Annotated in this window: 17 protein-coding genes; 13 read left to right on the top strand and 4 right to left on the bottom strand. The window is 60.8% G+C overall.

Translation table 11 applies throughout. The features are described from left to right. Positions 1–141: 141 nt before the first annotated feature. Both NKI20_RS13570 and NKI20_RS13565 read left to right on the top strand, forming a co-directional pair. On the top strand, positions 142–1,245 hold the full coding sequence (locus NKI20_RS13570) for a glycosyltransferase family 9 protein (protein WP_352831182.1): 1,104 nt from the start codon (positions 142–144) through the stop codon (positions 1,243–1,245). A gap of 164 nt (positions 1,246–1,409) precedes the next feature. Next, entirely contained in the window at positions 1,410–2,156 is a 747-nt protein-coding gene (locus NKI20_RS13565) for a polysaccharide deacetylase family protein (protein ID WP_352831179.1), read from the top strand. Between the two features lie 174 nt (positions 2,157–2,330). Here NKI20_RS13565 and NKI20_RS13560 read toward each other — a convergent pair whose 3' ends face one another. Together NKI20_RS13560 and NKI20_RS13555 are read right to left on the bottom strand one after the other, a co-directional pair. Next, positions 2,331–2,720 carry a DUF427 domain-containing protein gene (locus NKI20_RS13560; RefSeq protein ID WP_352831177.1) on the bottom strand — a complete coding sequence of 130 codons (390 nt, stop codon included), beginning with the start codon at positions 2,718–2,720 and terminating at the stop codon, positions 2,331–2,333. A 145-nt stretch (positions 2,721–2,865) separates the two neighbouring features. Beyond that, positions 2,866–3,222 (bottom strand): hypothetical protein, encoded by a 357-nt coding sequence (locus NKI20_RS13555; RefSeq protein ID WP_352831175.1) that lies wholly within the window; start codon positions 3,220–3,222, stop codon positions 2,866–2,868. Between the two features lie 181 nt (positions 3,223–3,403). Here NKI20_RS13555 and NKI20_RS13550 point away from each other — a divergent pair, with 181 nt between their 5' ends. Together NKI20_RS13550 and NKI20_RS13545 are read left to right on the top strand one after the other, a co-directional pair. Continuing rightward, positions 3,404–5,032, top strand: a complete 1,629-nt coding sequence (locus tag NKI20_RS13550; RefSeq protein WP_352831173.1) for a fatty-acid--CoA ligase — start codon at positions 3,404–3,406, stop codon at positions 5,030–5,032. A gap of 180 nt (positions 5,033–5,212) precedes the next feature. Continuing rightward, positions 5,213–5,998 (top strand): DUF1499 domain-containing protein, encoded by a 786-nt coding sequence (locus tag NKI20_RS13545; RefSeq protein ID WP_352608059.1) that lies wholly within the window; start codon positions 5,213–5,215, stop codon positions 5,996–5,998. 64 nt (positions 5,999–6,062) lie between these two features. Here the strand turns inward: NKI20_RS13545 and NKI20_RS13540 are convergent, their stop codons facing one another. Further along, complete coding sequence (locus tag NKI20_RS13540) at positions 6,063–7,061, bottom strand: LacI family DNA-binding transcriptional regulator (protein ID WP_352831171.1); 999 nt, start codon at positions 7,059–7,061, stop codon at positions 6,063–6,065. Between the two features lie 192 nt (positions 7,062–7,253). Between NKI20_RS13540 and NKI20_RS13535 the strand changes: the two genes are divergently transcribed. Genes NKI20_RS13535 through NKI20_RS13515 form a run of 5 tightly spaced genes read left to right on the top strand, consistent with a single transcriptional unit; the run spans position 7,254 to position 11,959 of the window. Then, positions 7,254–8,294, top strand: coding sequence for an ABC transporter substrate-binding protein (locus NKI20_RS13535; RefSeq protein ID WP_352831169.1), 1,041 nt, complete (start codon positions 7,254–7,256; stop codon positions 8,292–8,294). Positions 8,295–8,321: 27 nt separating this feature from the next. Next, positions 8,322–9,362: an ABC transporter ATP-binding protein gene (locus NKI20_RS13530; RefSeq protein WP_023760586.1), complete on the top strand. Its 1,041-nt coding sequence runs from the start codon at positions 8,322–8,324 to the stop codon at positions 9,360–9,362. Continuing rightward, positions 9,359–10,240, top strand: a complete 882-nt coding sequence (locus NKI20_RS13525; protein ID WP_352831167.1) for an ABC transporter permease — start codon at positions 9,359–9,361, stop codon at positions 10,238–10,240. Before NKI20_RS13530 ends, NKI20_RS13525 begins: the two co-directional genes overlap by 4 nt. Beyond that, positions 10,233–11,024, top strand: coding sequence for an ABC transporter permease (locus NKI20_RS13520; RefSeq protein WP_352831165.1), 792 nt, complete (start codon positions 10,233–10,235; stop codon positions 11,022–11,024). The genes NKI20_RS13525 and NKI20_RS13520 overlap by 8 nt, the downstream gene beginning before the upstream one ends. 14 nt (positions 11,025–11,038) lie before the next feature. Then, the gene (locus NKI20_RS13515) at positions 11,039–11,959 is read left to right on the top strand and encodes a phosphorylase family protein (protein WP_023760583.1); all 921 of its coding nucleotides are present in this window, start codon (positions 11,039–11,041) and stop codon (positions 11,957–11,959) included. Between the two features lie 34 nt (positions 11,960–11,993). Here NKI20_RS13515 and NKI20_RS13510 read toward each other — a convergent pair whose 3' ends face one another. Next, positions 11,994–12,902, bottom strand: coding sequence for an MBL fold metallo-hydrolase (locus tag NKI20_RS13510; RefSeq protein WP_023760582.1), 909 nt, complete (start codon positions 12,900–12,902; stop codon positions 11,994–11,996). 123 nt (positions 12,903–13,025) lie between these two features. On the opposite strand from NKI20_RS13510, the gene NKI20_RS13505 reads away from it, so the two are divergent. From NKI20_RS13505 to NKI20_RS13490, 4 genes are all read left to right on the top strand, one after another. Continuing rightward, complete coding sequence (locus NKI20_RS13505) at positions 13,026–13,616, top strand: biotin transporter BioY (RefSeq protein ID WP_352831162.1); 591 nt, start codon at positions 13,026–13,028, stop codon at positions 13,614–13,616. Positions 13,617–14,162: 546 nt separating this feature from the next. Continuing rightward, positions 14,163–15,440, top strand: a complete 1,278-nt coding sequence (locus NKI20_RS13500) for a sugar transferase (protein ID WP_352831161.1) — start codon at positions 14,163–14,165, stop codon at positions 15,438–15,440. A gap of 41 nt (positions 15,441–15,481) precedes the next feature. Further along, positions 15,482–16,321 (top strand): nucleotide sugar dehydrogenase, encoded by an 840-nt coding sequence (locus NKI20_RS13495; protein ID WP_352831159.1) that lies wholly within the window; start codon positions 15,482–15,484, stop codon positions 16,319–16,321. Continuing rightward, positions 16,321–17,346 carry an NAD-dependent epimerase gene (locus NKI20_RS13490; protein WP_352831157.1) on the top strand — a complete coding sequence of 342 codons (1,026 nt, stop codon included), beginning with the start codon at positions 16,321–16,323 and terminating at the stop codon, positions 17,344–17,346. Before NKI20_RS13495 ends, NKI20_RS13490 begins: the two co-directional genes overlap by 1 nt. Positions 17,347–17,363: the final 17 nt, after the last annotated feature.

Genomic DNA, 17,363 nt, shown 5'->3' with positions numbered 1-17,363 from the left:
AAGTCAGGCCGCGGATAGTCTATCCAGGCTGAGCTTACCGTTTTGTAAGCCAAGTCACACGAACGTGCTGAAGGCATTGCATAATCTCGCCACTGTTCCCGCCCAATTTGCGATTATCCCGCCAATTGTCCCCGGAAGCAGATGTTGCAGACCTCACCCGTGCCGTTCCGCTCTATCCTGGTCATCCAAACGAAGTTCATCGGAGATCTTGTCCTCGCCTCGACATTTGCAGAAAACCTGCGGCTCGAATTCCCCGGCGCCAAAGTCGTATTTCTGTGCGAGGCCAGCTTCGAGAGCTTCGTGATCGCTCATGGCATCGCTTCGGAGGTGGTCACGTTTCGGCGCGCCCGTATGCGCGGCACTAACCTCGAGCGCGGGAAAGAGCTTTACGCCATGGTGCGGGCGTTACGCCGGTTCCGTTTCGACCTGACGATCGACCTGACCGATTCAAAGACGTCGCGCATTGTCAGCGGGCTCGTCAACGCAAAGACCCGCGTCGGCTACAATCCTTCCGAAAGACCCTTGCGTATGCTGGAGCGCCAGCCCGCCAATATCTTTGCCAAGCCCTACGGCTTTGATGGCCAGCATTTTCTGTACCGCTACCTCTCGCCGCTCGAAGCGCTCGGCATCGAACTCCGCAAGGTGATTCCGAGCCTTCAGCCGCTGCCGCTGGAGACGGCGAAAGCGTTGGCGCTGCTGGGCAAGCACCACCTGCGGCCAAACGCCTTCATCGCCGTGCATGCAGGTGCAAGCTTCGAGGGGCGACGCTGGCAGCCGGAGCGGTTTGCCGCGGCGATCGGCGAGATTATGGGCGAAACCGATCTGGACGTCGTCCTGGTGGGCGGCCCGGACGAGCAGGAGATTGCGGAACGTATCGTCGCCAGGACCGCGCCGTCGGTCGTCAATCTCGTCGGGGACCTGTCGCTCGAAAGTCTGCTGGCGGTGCTGAAGCAGGCCCGGCTGTTTCTCGGCAACGAGAGCGGCCCGATGCACATGGCTGCCGCCACCGGAACCCCGGTTGTCGGGCTGTTCGGTTTGACGCGTCCGTCGCGCTGGGGTCCTGTCGGCGTGCCCAGCATCTCGCTCCAGCCGCCGATGCCTTGCAACTGCCTGGCCAAGGGCCTCTGCCGCGCGCCGGATCCCAGCAAGGCCTGCTGCGTCTGGGGCCTGGAGGTCAAGCCGGTTGTCGACGCGGTGCGCGAGGTTCTTTCGCGCACCGAAATGAAGCTAGGACGCGCCATCTGACATCGTCGTCGCGCAGCCAACCGCTATCGCCGCAATGGCCTTTTCACCACACGAACGGTCAAATTGTCGCGACAGCCACTTTCCTGCTATCCACCATCCCGATTTCCGCCTTCATGCGGGTCTTGGCATGCCGGCTTGAAACGACCGGTCAGGAATTAGGTTTGATGCGCCTGCTGCGAAAAAATCTCTGCATGATCGCCATGTCGTTGGCGATGGTATCCGCCGGCCATGCCGCGCCGCTCGTCGAGCCCACGCTGCACATCAGGGCGGAGACGAGCGGAGCCGGCCGGGTTGCGCTCACGCTCGATGCCTGCGGCGGACAGACCGACAACCGGATTCTTTCAGCTTTAGTGGAAAACAAGATCCCCGCCACCATTTTCGTGACCGGCATCTGGCTGAAGCGAAACGCCGCTGCCGTCGAGATCATGCGCGCCCATCCCGATCTGTTTGAGCTGGAAAATCACGGCGGCCATCATATCCCGGCGGTCGATACGCCAAGGAAGATCTACGGTATCCGCAGCGCCGGCAGCCCGGATGCGGTGCTGGCCGAGGTCGAATCGGGTGCCGCCGCTCTTGCCGGGACCGGCGAGCCGGCGCCGAAATGGTTTCGGGGCGCAACCGCCGAATACAGCCCGTCGGCTATCGCCATGATCCGCAAGCTTGGTTTCAAGATCGCGGGCTTCTCGATAAACGGCGACGGCGGTTCATTGCTTGGCGCCAAGGAGACCGCGCGGCGCATTGCGGCGGCCAAGGACGGTGACGTGATTATCTCGCACATCAACCAGCCGACCCATGCCGCCGGCGAAGGCGTGGTGCAGGGGCTCCTGGCGCTCAAGGCCAAGGGCCTGACCTTTGTGCGGCTCGACGATGCCAATGCCGATGGCATTGGCGATCACGGCACCACCGACTGACCGGTGCATTGATCTTCAGGTGATGCCGGCCTGCGAATGTTGGTTTCCTGCGCTTCCGGTACTCACGGACCAAAAGTCCGCTCCGTTCCGGTTCTCGGAACCCAGCATTCTCGACTCGGCCTGACCTGAATCTCAACGCACTTCACGCCGAGTTCGCCTGGGTTCGAAAATCGGTCAGTCCGGTTTGGCTTCGATCGTGACCTTGCTGGCATAGAACGCGCCGTGGTTACGGATCTCAGCCATTTCGTCGAAAGGATGCTCGTAGGCCCACATGGCGTTCTGGCCGGTTTCGCCGGCAGGCAGCACGTTCCAATAGCTTGCGTCGCCCTTGTAGGGGCAATGGGTCGAGTGTTCGGTGCCGGCGAGCTTACCGAAATCGATGTCGGCGAACGGAATGTAAAAGACCGCGGGATAGGGGGGCTCACTCAGCACCTTGGCCCTCGTGGATGAAGCGATGACCGCGTCTCCGGCGCGCACGGTGACTGTGCCGGCAAAGGGCTCGATGGTGATGACTTTGTCGGGATTGCGTTGAAAACCGGGGGCGGGGTTGGTGATCTGGTCCATGCGGGTTCTCCTTGCGTCGATTTTCAGATGTGTCGCGCAAGGGCATTGTTCAAGGCCGGCCGTGGCCATGCAACACGCAGGCCCCAATCGGCCGACAAAGACGGATCGTGCCTCCGAAGCAAATTGAAATACCTGTCGCCAGCAATCAGGCGGCGGCCTTGAACACGTCCATGAGGCCGGCATAGGCGGCAGCGATGCCGGCGACCGGGTTGCTGCTCCTCGACGCGGTTTCGACCTTCAATGGGCCGCCGCCGGTCGGCAGGGTGAGCAGCAGGAACTGGCGATTGCCGCCGTCGCCGACGGATGCGGCCGCGACATGCTGGCCTTCGCCGTGGTTCTGGACGCACATCTTGAACAGCAGCGTGCCGCCGACCGCTTCGAGCGCGCCGCCGACAACTTCGACGAATTCGTCTTCGGAAACAGTCTTTGTGCCCGGCACCAGATCGGTCAGACTTTCGGCAAGCGTACTCTCGAGGGCTTTGTCGTCGAGTTGCGCGTCCATGCGAACCTCTTTCAGTCGCCAATCGCCCCCTTGCCCGTTAACGAAGCTTAACGCCGAGGATGGCCGGATTGTGGCGGTTTTCCACCAATGCAGCGCTCGACCGTCATGGCGGCTGGACAATCCGGCGGTTCGCTCCACAATGGCCCGAAAAGCGCACACAAAAGCGCGAAGGGAGGATCGAATGCTGGGATTGATGCAGGAATGGCCGCTGCTTTGCCACAAGCTCATCGACAATGCCGAGCGGCAGCATGGCGTGCGCGAGATCGTGTCGCGATCGATCGAGGGGCCGATCGTGCGCACCACTTACGCCGACATCCATCGTCGCGCCCTGAAAGTCGCCCAGCGGCTGGAGCGTGATGGCTATCGCCTGGGCGATCGCATCGCTACGCTCGCCTGGAACACCGCGCGCCACATCGAGGCCTGGTATGGCATCATGGGCATCGGCGCCATCTACCACACACTCAATCCGCGGCTGTTTCCCGAGCAGATCGTCTGGATCATGAACCATGCCGAGGACAAGGCTGTCTTCGTCGACCTGACCTTCCTGCCGCTGCTCGAGAAGATCGCCGGCGTCGTCAAGTCGCTGAAACGGGTGGTCGTGCTGACCGACAAGGCGCACCTGCCTCAGACGACACTGCCCAACGTGGTCGCCTACGAGGACTGGCTAAACGAGGCGGATGGCGACTTCGCCTGGAAGACCTTCGACGAAGGCACCGCCGCCGGCATGTGCTACACGTCGGGGACCACGGGCGATCCGAAGGGAGTCGTCTACAGCCATCGTTCGAACGTCTTGCACGCCATGATCGCCGCCATGCCCGATGCTATGGGCCTGTCGTCGCGTGATACGATCTTGCCGGTCGTGCCGATGTTCCACGCCAATGCATGGGGGCTCGGCCAGAGCGGACCGATGATCGGCGCCAAGCTGGTCATGCCTGGCTGCAAGATGGATGGCGCCTCGATCTACGAACTGCTCGACACCGAGAAGGTGACCTTCAGCGCCGCCGTGCCGACCGTCTGGATGATGCTGCTGCAGCATCTGGAGGAGACCGGCAAGAAGCTTCCCTATCTCAACAAGGTCGTCATCGGCGGCTCGTCCTGCCCGCGCGCGATCATGTCCAAGTTTCAGCAGAACTACGATGTCCAGGTCATCCATGCCTGGGGCATGACCGAAATGTCACCGCTCGGCACGCTGTGCACCTTGAAGCCGGACTATGCCGGGCTTGAGGGTGATGCCCGGCTCGATGTCCAGCAGAAACAGGGCTATCCGCCCTTCGGCGTCGAAATGAAGGTGACCGATGACGACAACAAGGAACAGCCCTGGGACGGCAAGACATTTGGCCGCCTGAAAGTGCGCGGACCGGCCGTTGCCCGCGCCTATTACGGCGGTGCGGGCCCAGAACAGTTCGACGAGGACGGCTGGTTCGACACCGGCGACGTCGCTCACATCGACGCCGGCGGCTATATGCAGATCACCGATCGCGCCAAGGACGTCATCAAATCCGGCGGCGAATGGATTTCGACCATCGACCTCGAGAACCTGGCTGTCGGCCACCCCGATGTCGCCGAGGCTGCCGCCATCGGCGTTTGCCATTCGAAATGGGGCGAGCGGCCGCTGCTGGTCGTCGTCCGCAAGCCGGGCAAGGAACCGACCAAAGCGGACATTCTCGGCTTCATGGACGGCAAGGTGGCCAAATGGTGGATGCCGGACGATGTCGCCTTCGTCAGCGAAATTCCACACACCGCCACCGGCAAGATCCAGAAGATCACCTTGCGCCAGCAATTCAAGGACTATCGCTTGCCGACGGATTGACGGGATGTCGCGCGTTTCGGCTTCAAGTGGCCGCAAAAAGGCACTAGAGCAATTCAAGGAAAAGCGCATAGCGTTTTCCCTTGGGATTGCGTCAAAACAAGGCGATGGAGCGGTTTGCCGGGTCCGCGAAACGGTGAACCGTTCTAAGTCTCCGTTCGGGTAGGGGCAGCACAGAAGACGATGGTTAGCATTCCTGATCGGCAAACGTCGAGGGCGGCCGGCTGGTCGCGGCGCACGGCCGCTTTTTCGGCGGTGCTGCTGCTGACCGTTTTCGTCGGCCACCGCTTTGACCTCGTCGAAACACCGGCCTTCCTGTGGGTGCTGGGCATTGTCGCGTTGCTGGCGGCCTTGGCGCTGTTGTTTGCCGGATTCGCCTTTTCGAGGCTATGGAACTTCGGCGACCGCGGCGGTCGCGACCTGACGGTCGGCGCCCTCCTGGCGCTGCTGGTGCTCGCACCTTACGGCGTCGCCGCCTACTGGGCGACAATCTACCCGCCGCTCAGGGATATCTCGACGGATTTCGACGAGCCGCCGGCGCTCGACGTGGGTGACCGGACGAAAGAAATGAACGTGCTTTCCCCGTCGACGCCTGGCGAACAGCGGCTGCAGACCGATAGCTATCCGCTGGTCAGTGCACGCAGCTACGCCCTGCCATTCGAGACTGTCGTCAATGCCGTCGAAACCGTCCTTGACCGGCGCGATTGGGATTTGTCCGAACCCTATCCTGACCTCGCCGGGCAAAACGATGTCACCATCACCGCCGTCGCCAAGGGGTTCGTGATCGGTCTTCCGGCCGACGTTGCGATCCGCGTGACCGACGATGGCGATGCGGTCATCGTCGATATGCGGTCAGCTTCGCGATACGGCCGCTTCGATCTCGGCGACAACGCCGCGCGCATCGTCGATTTCCTCGCCGAACTCGACCAGGAAGTCGCCGGTCAGGTTGGTGCGGCGCCCGCCGAGTGATGTTCAGAACTTGTTAGGCGGATCCGCCTGTCGCCGTGGAGATTCGGCTTGAGCCTGCTGCCGACTATTCGGCGGGCTCGTATCTGCCCTGCAGCAAGATCGCCGCCGACGGCCCAAGCGGATTGACGATCCGACTCTCCAGGACTTCGATAAGCTTGCGTCCAACCGCCGCCATATCTACGAAATGAACACCGATCTTTGCCGGCAGGAAGCGTGCCAGCCGCGTGCTGTCACGACTGACAATGTGGACGTCGTTGCCTGGCACGAGACCTCTTCTGCCAAGAGCATGTAACGCTCCTAGAAGGCCCAGTTCGTTGGCGCATGCCAGGCCTGTCGGCGGATCTGACGACGCCAGCATGCGATCGAACCAGGCCGCACTCAATTCCATCGTGAACATACCATGACCGATCAGTGATTGGTCGATTGGGATGCCGGCCTCGGCCATTGCCCTTCCATACCCGGAAAGACGCATGGCACTCGTCTGATCTTCCGGAACGAGAAGTTGCAGTGCAATGCGTCGACAGCCCTTTTCCATCAGCCGCAGGGTCGCCTCGTAGGCGATCTGTTCGTTGTCGATATCAACATAAGGATATGCGACATCCACGTCGGTTCTTCCGAACGCGACAAATGGCATGCGTTGATCCAGCAGCAGCTTGACGCGCGGATCGCCCGACACCATGCGCGTGATGATCAGTCCGTCTGTGCTGCGCGCCTGAAGCTGCCGCTGCACACTCTCAACGGGATCGTCGTCGGGAGTCGTGGAATAAATGGACAGACTATAACCGGCTCGCCGGGCAGCCAGCGTCATGCCTTCGATCAAGGGAAGCTTCAACAGATCGGACAGATGGTCTCGTGTCTCCATCGGGAGCACTGCCGTCAGCGTCAGTGTCCGACCGGTTTTCAGCGCACGACCATGATGATCTGGCACATAGCCAACCCGCTTAGCCACCTCCTTGACGCGGGCTATGGTCGAGGGCTGTACTTCCGGCCCATCCTTCAGAGCGCGTGACACCGTGGTCACCGACAGGGAAAGTTCCGCCGCTATCTGCTTTAGGTTGGCCATTGTTCGCCCGACTTCGAAAGCGCCGGCTGATTGCTGACCTCCATAGCGTTACCGGATTCGACATCCCGGTCAATCTGGAACTCCCGTGGAAAGCAGCTTGACTCCCTTGCATTAAGGTGAAATCGTAACGTTACGATTACAAATAAACGGGCCTTTCAGGCACCATTCGTAAAAGATTGGGGAGGAGAACCTATGTCTTGGCTACGCATTTCCTTAACAGCATTCGCAATCTCGGCAGCCTTGCCCGTCCATGCCCAATCAGTCACCATCACGACCGCGGGCGGCGACTATGGCAACGCCATGAAGGAGGCCATGTGGGCCCCTGCTGCAAAAGAGCTTGGCTATGATGTCCGTGAGGAGACCCTAAGCGACGGCTTGGCCGCCCTGAAGATGCAGGTCACCTCGGGTGCGGTCACAACCGACGTCATTCACCTGGGCTCACCGGAAGGCGCGCAGGCCGCCGCACAATCGCTGCTGGAGCCGCTCGACTACAAGATCATCGACCCAAAGGCCGTGCCGGCTGGCGCAAAGTCCGACTACTGCTATCCGTTCGACTCCTATGGCACCGTCTTGTCGTGGAACACCAAGACCTATGGCGAGAACCCGCCGAAGACATGGGCGGAGTTCTGGGACGTTGCCAAATTTCCTGGCCGTCGTGCGCTGCGTGCCAATGCCCAAGACTCGATTGAGATCGCGCTGCTCTCCGATGGCGTGGCACCGGCGGACGTCTATCCCGTTCTCAGCACGCCGGAGGGTCTGGATCGTGCCATCAAGCGGCTTGAAGCAATCAAACCAAATGTCGCCGTGTGGTGGACCTCGGGAGCGCAGTCGGCGCAGTTGCTGAAAGATGGTGAGGCGGATTTGGTCGTTACCTGGAACGGGCGGGCCCAAACCGTGAAAGCGGATGGCGGCGCGGCTGACTACACGTTCAAGGGTTCGGTCATTGGCACCGACTGTCTTGCGGTGCCGAAGGGGGCGCCGAACAAGGAAGCAGCTATGAAGCTCATCGCGGCGATGACACAGCCCGCGCGCGTGGCGAAGCTGACCGACTTCATAGCCTATGGCCCGGTCAATCCTGCTGGCTATGAGGGTGGCCTTATTCCCGAGGACCGTCTGAAGACCCTTGCGACCGCGCCTGAAAATGCCGGCACTTCGGTGTTTTCGAATTCAGAATGGTGGGTCAAGAACGGTGAGGCTGCCCAAAAAGCCTTCGATGAGATGATGGCCCGCTGAGTCTCAGCTGTAAGACTGGAGCAGATGATGGAGTCGCTCCCGATCACCATCGACAGCGTCAGCAAGTCTTACGGGACCTACGTCGCACTGGACGATGTTTCGCTCGACATTCAAGCTGGCGAATTCCTCACGTTGCTAGGGCCATCGGGATCGGGCAAGACCACGCTGCTCATGGCTCTGGCCGGTTTTGTCCGGCCGGATTCCGGCAAACTCTTGTTGGGGGATCGGGACATCACCCGCCTGGCCCCCAACAAGCGGGACATCGGCATAGTGTTCCAGAACTACGCCCTGTTCCCCCACATGAACGTTCTGGCGAATGTCGCGTATCCGTTGGCGCTGCGAAAGATGCCGAAGGCGGAGGCCCGTCGGCGAGCGCTTGACACATTGGCCCGCGTGAAACTGGAAGGTCTGTCGGAGCGCAACATTGCCGCATTGTCCGGCGGTCAGCGCCAGCGGGTGGCGCTGGCACGGGCAATCGTCTTCGAGCCACGCGTGATGCTGATGGACGAGCCGTTGTCGGCGCTCGACAAGAATCTGCGCGAAACCATGCAGTACGAGATCCGGCGTCTGCATGACGATCTGGGGATCACCACGATCTATGTGACGCATGACCAGCGCGAAGCGCTGATCATGTCAGACCGGATTGCGGTGATGAATTCCGGCCGCATCCAGCAGATCGACACGCCGCAGCGGATTTATGATCGCCCATCGACCCGCTTCGTCGCGGAGTTCATGGGGGAGGCCAACATTGTTGCCCCAGGCCTGGTGCGCAGAATCGACGGCGCCGATGCGTCGCGCGCCACTTTGATGATCCGCGCGGAAAGCTTCCATCTTGATGAGAAGCTAGTCGGGCGAGACGGGATAGCGCTCGAAGGAACACTGCGCGCCAAGGCGTTTCGCGGGGAGAACTGGCTTCTTACCCTTGCGCTGGATGGCGGCGGGCAAGAGGTTCTTGTCTGCATTCCGGCAGCCCTGGCCAGCGGCTGCGGCGAGCTTGCCACCGGCCAGCGGGTGACCGCCTATGCGCCGGCAGCGAAAGTTCACCCGTTACCGGAAACGATAGCGTGACCGCGACCGCTGATCCCGCACTCGCGGCAGACGCCCTGCGCGAGCGGCGGTTCTTCCTGTCGCTTTCGCTGCCAGCGTTGTTCATCGTTGGACTGGCGGCGATATTGCCTATCCTGTGGATCATCCGGCAATCCTTCCTGACAACGGGAGGCGAATACACTTTCGGCAATTACGAGAAGGTGCTTTCGAGCGGGCTGACATGGTCGGCACTCGTCACAACCCTTGAGCTATCCTTGGCCACACTGGCGATCTGCATTTTTCTCGGCACCCCGCTGGCGCTCGCTCTGGCCAGCGCCAGACCAAGGGTCGCCAACGTGCTGATGGCTTTCGTCATGCTGCCATTATGGACCTCGATCCTGGTGCGCACCTATGGCTGGCTAGTGCTCTTGCGGCGCGATGGCCTGATCAACGCGGCTTTGACAGGTTCAGGCCTGACAGCGGAGCCATTGCCGCTGGTCTACAACTTCACGGGAACGCTCATCGGCATGGTTCACTACATGCTGCCGCTCTTTCTGCTGCCCGTTTATGCCGCGATGCGCGATATCGATGCAAACCTCATTCGCGCGTCATCGAGCATGGGAGCCTCTCTCGGGCAAGTGATCCGCACAGTCATTCTGCCTCTTTCGGCCGGCGGCATCTTCTCGGGTTCGACCATCGTCTTCATCTACACCATAGGGTTTTTCATCACACCGGCGGTGCTTGGCGGCGGCAAGGTAAATCCTCTCTCTACCCGGATCGAGCGCACGCTATCGACCTTTCAGGATTGGGGTTCGGCGAGCGTCCTGGGTATTCTGCTCCTCGTCGTCATGGCTATGATCGGGGGGATGTTCCTGGCGGCACGGCGACTGTTGACGCGCAACGGTGCGGCCCATGCTTGAGGCCTATCCTGACAACAGGCTGGCCCGCATCCTTCTGTGGAGCTTTTGCGCGCTCGTAATGGCGTTCCTGATGCTGCCGACGCTCGTGGTCGTGCCGCTGTCCCTTTCGGCGTCCAATCTTCTCGAGTTCCCGCCGCGCGCATACTCGTTGCGCTGGTACGAGACTTTCTTCGGTTCGGCGACATGGATGGCCGCACTCAGGACGAGCCTCATCCTTGGGACATTGACGGCGATGGTTGCCGTGCCTCTGGGGCTGCTGGCCTGCATTTCGATAAATCGGCTCGGCGGAAAGGCCGCGGTAACCATTCAGGGCGTCCTGCTCACCCCGTCCATTGTGCCGGGCATCCTGCTTGCGATCGGTCTCTTCTTTGTTCTGGCGGCGCAACGGCTGGTCGGGACGCTGTTCGGTGTGCTGGTTGGACATGTCGTGCTGGCCATTCCGGTCGCATGCATTGTGTTGTTGCCCGCCCTGGCCCGCTTTGACTGGAACCAGGTTCAGGCGGCTCGTAGCCTCGGTGCGAACTGGGCCAGAGCTATTGGCGGAATAATTGTTCCCCAACTTCAGATCAGTTTGCTGTCGGCGACATTGATGGCGTTTCTGACTTCGCTTGATGAGTCTGTGATTTCAATCTTCATCTCAAGTGGTCGCAACAGCACGATGCCGAAGCTTATGTTCCTATCGCTGCGCGATCAGATCGATCCGACCATTGCGGCGATCTCGACATTGTGGACCGCCATCGTCGTGGCCGTCGTCCTGATCGTGACCCTTCGCCGAAAATCCTGACCGAGACTGGAAACATGCCTACAAATCATCACCCAGCCGCCGATCTGGCGTATCAATCAACGGACATACCTCAGGTAGGGTTGGCCATCATCACCGGCTCTGCAAACTGGGGGCTTGCCTTCCCGGAAGATGTCGAAGTCGATGGTGTGCGCACTTTGCGGCGCGACATGAGTTTTGAAACGCCTTTCGGTCGCTCCGACAACTGGAAGCTTCTCGAGTTCGATGCGTCGATTACAGCTGAAGGTAAAACGAAACGTGCATTGTGCATGTATTCGCACGGCAATCCCCGAGACCATATCGACCATTCCTGCCATCGCCGCGCGTTCTGGGTCCTGATGAACGCGGGTGTACGACAAGTGCTCGCCTGCTCGACCGTCGGCGCCGTCAACAAGGCGATCCAGCCCGGAGACATGGTGGTGAGCGCCGATATCATCGAACTGTCGCAGACCCCGTTTTCACTGCTGCCTGGCCGCCAGAGCTTCGACTGCTCGGGCAAGCAGATCGTATGTCCAAGATGTGCGGCGTTGCTGGCCGAGACCGCCCGGCGCCATTGGCCTGCCGAATGCCGGGTCCATGGCATCGAACAGCAGTTGGTCGCTGCCCACTGCTACGGGCCGCGATTGACAACCCCCGCTGAAGCTCTGGCGTATCGGAACATGGGAGCGGACGTGCTCAACCATTCAATTGCCCCTGAGGCAACCTTGTCGCGCGAGATCGGCGCGTGTTTCGTGCCATGCGCGTTCGTGACCGCAGGTTTCAACGACTATATGGACCGCAACCGCCAGGAATTGTTGCAGGAGCACGTGTTGCCGAGCCTTTCCATGACAGCCTCGCGGGTTGCGCTGGAGACCGCGGCACGTCTTCCGGCTAACCCTGAATGCTCTTGCCAGGGCTTGAAGTCGCCCCAACCGGCCGCGCGCTCCAGCCGTTTCTAGCGTACGAGAGCACGGATGAACTCGTGCCCGGGTTCTAACCCGCCGGCACAAAGATACCGGTGATAGCCGGGTCGCCGTCAGTGCTGACAAGACTGCGCGCCACCAGGTCCTCGAGATGAGCAAGCACCGACAATCCGGCGGCGCCATGCAGCCGCGGGTCGGTATCGCTGTAGATCGCCTTGACCATGTCCACGATCGTCCGGTCGCCCGCTCTGACCCGCTCCAGTATGGCGCGCTCGCGCATCTTGCGGTGCGTCTTCAGGCCGCGCATGAAAGCGCGCGGTGCGGTCACCGCCCCGCCATGTCCTGGCAACAGCAAACGGTCACCACGTTCGATCAGCCGGTCCAGCGAGGCCATATAGTCGGCCATCGCCCCATCCGGCGGGGCGACGATGGAGGTTGCCCAGGCCATCACATGGTCGGCCGAAAACAGGATGCCGGTTCCTTCCAGAGCGAACACCGCGTGATTGGCGGTGTGGCCCGGGGTCAGAACGGTCCTGATCGACCAGCCGTCGCCGTCGACTACCTCGTCGTCGGAAAGCGTGATGTCGGGGGCGAAAGCCATGTCGGCGCTGGCGTCGAGCGCATTGGTCTCACCGATATGCAGCGGTCTTGCAGGGCGATGCGGTCCCTCTGCCAGCACCACGGCGCCGGTGCGCTCTTTCAGCCGGGCCGCCAACGGTGAGTGGTCGCGGTGCGTGTGGCTGACGAGGATATGACTGACCGGCCGGCCTGCGATCACGTCAAGCAGGGTCTGCAGATGCGCCTCGTCGTCCGGGCCCGGATCGATCACGGCCAGCGTATCGTTGCCAACGATGTAGCTGTTAGTGCCGTGAAAGGTGAAGGGGCTCGGATTGCGGGCCGTGATGCGCTGGATGTCAGGCGCGACGCTTACCCCTTTGCCATAAAGGGGATCGAAGCTGGTATCGAACTTGAGTGCCATGGCGGATGCATCGGTGCCTTGTTTCAGGAACGGCAAAACCGATTGCCGCATAACACGCAAGCCAATATAGGAGAACGTGAGGCCGCGAACATCGGATAGCGGCAACCGGATTGGGGAAATACCATGGCAATTGCAACAACGACGCGTCCGCTTGTTTCTCTGGCTCTGCCGCAAAATGGCGCGGCGCGACTGGCAACGCAGCTTTTCCTGGCCATCGCCGGAACGCTGCTGCTGACCCTGTCGGCCAAGACCAAGGTGATGCTCGGGCCAGTCGATATTTCGATGCAGACGCTGGCCGTGCTGCTGATCGCCGCCGCCTTCGGCATGCGTCTCGGCGTCGCCACCCTGCTGCTTTACATGGCGGAGGGCGCCATGGGCTTCCCTGTCTTCCAGAGCACCCCGGAGAAGGGCATCGGCATTGCCTACATGCTCGGCTCGACCGGCGGTTATCTCGCACGCTTCGTCGTCATGGCAGCGCTTGTCGGCTGGGCCGCCGATCGCGGTTGGGACCGCCATCCGATCAAGCTCTTCAACGCCATGCTGGTTGCTGAAATCGTCATGATGGCCATGGGCTTCGCCTGGCTGGCGCTGCTGATCGGCCCGGAAAAGTCGTGGCAGTTCGGTGTCGTTCCCTTCATCGTCGGCGACCTGATCAAGGTGGCGCTCGCGGCAAGCCTTGTACCGGCCGTGTGGACGTTGCTGAAGCGCGGCTGAAACGCGAGCGGGTGCCGGCGGCTTGAGCGGTCAAGCCCGGCTGGAACACGGCACTTGGCGGACTTCGGCCTGGTGTCCGCCAAGTGACCTCACCTAGCTTTCCAGAAACAGCGCATCCTGTTCGTCGGCACATGGCCGATCATCGGCACCTGCCGGCTGGCCATAGGCATCCGACCAGCTCCCGTCAAAGGATCCATGGGTTCGGGAACACAAGATTCCTCGCCCCCGAAAACGATCTGCCCAAGCTCCCGCGCGCCTCGCACGGAGAACTGCACCGTATCATTGCCTCTATAATCCTGGCATCGACGTTCCGTGCAGAGCGGCTTTTCTAAAGCGTAAAAAGCAATGCTGTTGATCAAGACTTCCGCTAACTATTGATATGAAATAGATACTTGCTAGCGGAGACGAAGTGTCGTAGCCATTGCTCTTCGACTATGTCGGATCGCCGGGGGGTGAGATGTTCGATTCGTTCTACGAACGAACGGGTAGGTCAGATGCAGAATCGCGCTGGCCCGTGGCAGCAACTTCGGGGCAAGGGGCAAGGCGTTGAATGTCGCGGCTTCAACTATTGTCGGAAGCCGGCATTTCCTGTTCAGGATTCGATTTCAGCTGCTTGGCGGACTGACATTCGCGATTTTTGCCCCCGCCATTATCCGGATTGTCTTCAATCCTGAGTTTATCTATTCGGCATACCTTCAGGTAACGGTGACTGCCGCGGCGATTGCGCACCTTGCGGGTTTCCTCTCCTATCGCCGCATCGGAAATTTCCCGGGAGTGGCCGCGGCAAGCTACATCTTGCCGACATTTGCCTTGTCCTACGGGGCTGTCTTCCTGACCATCTTCTTTTTCCGGTTCGAGTACAGCCGGTTCCAGGCCGCAGCAAGTTTCACGCAGTCCACGCTCTGGTATTTCGGCCTGAGCCTGTTGACGCGGCATCTCGACCCACACCGGCTCGTCGTGGTTCCCGGCGGAGATGTCGAGCGTCTCAAGACCTTGCCCGGGGTGCACTGGTTCTGGATCAAGTCAACCAGCACGGTCATTGAAACAGCCAGCGGCGTGGTCGTCGATCTGCGTGCCGATCTTGGCGCGGAATGGGAGCGGTACATCGCCGATCGGGCCCTTTCGGGAACGCCCGTATACCATGTCAAGCAAGTCAGGGAATCGTTGACCGGTCGGGTCGAGATCGAGCATCTGTCCGAAAACACGCTTGGCTCCCTCAACCCGAACCAGGCCTATCTTAAGATCAAGCAGGCGGCCGACTGGATTTCCGCGTTTGTCTTGGTTGTCGCCCTTTCCCCCGTGCTGGCGGCGATAGCGCTGCTGATCCGGCTGGACTCAGAGGGTCCCGTGCTGTTTCGCCAGCAACGCATGGGGTACCGGGGCAAGATCTGCACGGTCTACAAGTTTCGCTCGATGCGGCAACATGGCGAGGCCGGTAGCGACAGGGAGGAGGCGATCACCAAGTGCGACGACGATCGCATCACCCGCGTCGGACGTTTCTTGCGAAAATCCAGGCTCGATGAGTTGCCGCAGGCCATCAACATTCTGCGTGGTGAAATGAGCTGGATCGGGCCGCGGCCGGAAGCCGTCGTGCTGTCGCAGTGGTACGAGACTGAGTTGCCGTTCTACCGCTACAGGCATATTGTCAGGCCAGGTATAAGCGGCTGGGCACAAGTAAATCAGGGGCATGTAGCCGCCGTCGATGACGTCATGGAAAAATTACACTACGACTTCTATTACATAAAGAACTTTTCACCCTGGCTTGATGTTCTGATAACGCTCAAGACAACGAAAACAATGATCACCGGGTTTGGCGCGCGATAGCGCAATGCGAAGCATGAATCTGAATAACAAACAGGAAGCAGATGGATCTCGCCTCCAGGAAGATAGCCATCGTCGGACTTGGCTACGTCGGCCTGCCGCTGGCGGTCGCCTTCGGTGCCACCAGGGATGTTGTCGGCTTCGACATCAACCAATCGAGGGTGGACGCGCTGGTGCGCGGCGAGGACCATACGCTGGAAGCCAGCAGCGATGAGGTCAGGGCGGCCAAGGTCATCAAGAACACCCAGAGGGACCTCCACATCGCGCTGATGAACGAGCTATCGCTCATCTTCGGCAAGCTGGGCAACGACACGTCCGAGGTGCTGGAGGCCGCCGGCACCAAATGGAACTTCCTGCGCTTTACGCTGGGTCTAGTCGGCGGTCACTGCATTGGGGTCGATCCCTACTATCTTACCCACAAGGCTCAGGAACTTGGCTATCATCCGGAGGTGATTCTTGCTGGCCGCCGTATCAATGACGGTATGGGTCAGCATGCTGCGGATCAGACGGCCCGCCTGATGATGCGCAAGGGGATACCAGTCGTCGGCAGCCGGATACTGGTGATGGGTGCGGCTTTCAAAGAAAATTGCCCGGACCTGAGAAATTCCAAGGTCGCCGATATCGTCTCCCGGTTGAAGGAGTATAATGCCGGCATCGACATCTGGGATCCTTGGGTCGACGCGCAGGAATGTGCGCGCGCCTTCGGCATAACGAGCATGAAGGATATTCCCGACGAGCCCTATGACGGCGTCATTGTGGCCGTCGGCCACAGGCAGTTCCGCGCGCCGGGCGTCGATGGCCTGCAGGCGCTTTGCAAGACCCCAGGCGTCATCTACGACATCAAGGGTCTGTTCCCCAGACATGTCACGGATGGGCGCTTCTGATGAAGGTTCTGGTCACCGGCGCCGCCGGCTTCATAGGCTATCACGTATCGAAGCGGCTGCTGGAGCGCGGCGATGAGGTTGTCGGCATCGACAATGTCAACAGCTATTACGATCCGCAGATCAAGGAGGCGAGGCTGGGGCTGCTCGATGAAGCGAGCCGCAAGACCAATGCGGGCTATCATTTCATCCGCGGCAATCTCGCCGACAAAAGCGTGGTCGACGATTGCTTTGCCGACCACGCATTCGACCGGGTGATCCATCTCGCCGCCCAGGCCGGGGTTCGCTACAGCTTGGAAAACCCGCATGCCTATGTCGAAAGCAACATCATCGCCTACGCCAACATGCTGGAAGCCTGCCGCAACAGCGCCGTTGCGCACCTGACCTATGCCAGCACCTCGAGCGTCTACGGCGCCAATACCGACATGCCATTTTCCGAGCACCGGCCGGCCGATCATCCGCTGCAGTTCTACGCGGCGACCAAGCGCGCCAACGAACTGATGGCACACAGCTACAGCCATTTGTTCAGGCTGCCGACGACCGGGCTTCGCTTCTTTACCGTGTATGGCCCCTGGGGGCGCCCGGATATGGCGCTTTTCCTGTTCACCAAAAGCATCCTTGCCGGCGAGCCGATCAAGCTGTTCAACAACGGCAACCACACGCGCGACTTCACCTATGTCGATGACATCGCCGAAGGCGTCGTGCGGGCCAGCGACAGCCCGGCCACAGCCAACACCGCCTGGAATTCCAGCCATCCGGATTCGGCCACGAGCAGCGCCCCCTGGCGCATCTTCAACATCGGTAACAACAGCCCCGTGAAGCTGACCGCTTATGTCGAGGCGCTGGAAAACGCGTTGGGCAGGAAAGCCATCGTCGAACTGCTGCCGCTGCAGCCCGGTGACGTGCCCGACACCTTTGCCGACACGTCGGCGCTGGAGCAGGCGGTGGGCTATCGTCCGACGACGACGGTGACCGAGGGCGTCGGACGATTTGTCGAGTGGTACCTGGCGCATTTTGGACGGGGATAGGCCTGGTTTTGGCGGTT

The organism is Mesorhizobium sp. M0830 (assembly GCF_040319965.1).
Lineage (GTDB): Bacteria > Pseudomonadota > Alphaproteobacteria > Rhizobiales > Rhizobiaceae > Mesorhizobium.
Note: the sequence above shows the minus strand (reverse complement) of the source record. Positions and strands in the feature narration are given on the sequence as shown.

Bases quoted from the DNA above. Each gene is read 5' to 3' on its own strand.
- NKI20_RS13495 (WP_352831159.1), top strand. From the start codon at position 15,482: ATGGATCTCGCCTCCAGGAAGATAGCCATCGTCGGACTTGGCTACGTC.
- NKI20_RS13515 (WP_023760583.1), top strand. From the start codon at position 11,039: ATGCCTACAAATCATCACCCAGCCGCCGATCTGGCGTATCAATCAACG.
- NKI20_RS13520 (WP_352831165.1), top strand. From the start codon at position 10,233: ATGCTTGAGGCCTATCCTGACAACAGGCTGGCCCGCATCCTTCTGTGG.
- NKI20_RS13550 (WP_352831173.1), top strand. From the start codon at position 3,404: ATGCTGGGATTGATGCAGGAATGGCCGCTGCTTTGCCACAAGCTCATC.
- NKI20_RS13545 (WP_352608059.1), top strand. From the start codon at position 5,213: ATGGTTAGCATTCCTGATCGGCAAACGTCGAGGGCGGCCGGCTGGTCG.
- NKI20_RS13540 (WP_352831171.1), bottom strand. From the start codon at position 7,061: ATGGCCAACCTAAAGCAGATAGCGGCGGAACTTTCCCTGTCGGTGACC.
- NKI20_RS13510 (WP_023760582.1), bottom strand. From the start codon at position 12,902: ATGGCACTCAAGTTCGATACCAGCTTCGATCCCCTTTATGGCAAAGGG.
- NKI20_RS13570 (WP_352831182.1), top strand. From the start codon at position 142: ATGTTGCAGACCTCACCCGTGCCGTTCCGCTCTATCCTGGTCATCCAA.
- NKI20_RS13555 (WP_352831175.1), bottom strand. From the start codon at position 3,222: ATGGACGCGCAACTCGACGACAAAGCCCTCGAGAGTACGCTTGCCGAA.
- NKI20_RS13535 (WP_352831169.1), top strand. From the start codon at position 7,254: ATGTCTTGGCTACGCATTTCCTTAACAGCATTCGCAATCTCGGCAGCC.
- NKI20_RS13530 (WP_023760586.1), top strand. From the start codon at position 8,322: ATGGAGTCGCTCCCGATCACCATCGACAGCGTCAGCAAGTCTTACGGG.
- NKI20_RS13565 (WP_352831179.1), top strand. From the start codon at position 1,410: ATGCGCCTGCTGCGAAAAAATCTCTGCATGATCGCCATGTCGTTGGCG.
- NKI20_RS13505 (WP_352831162.1), top strand. From the start codon at position 13,026: ATGGCAATTGCAACAACGACGCGTCCGCTTGTTTCTCTGGCTCTGCCG.
- NKI20_RS13490 (WP_352831157.1), top strand. From the start codon at position 16,321: ATGAAGGTTCTGGTCACCGGCGCCGCCGGCTTCATAGGCTATCACGTA.
- NKI20_RS13560 (WP_352831177.1), bottom strand. From the start codon at position 2,720: ATGGACCAGATCACCAACCCCGCCCCCGGTTTTCAACGCAATCCCGAC.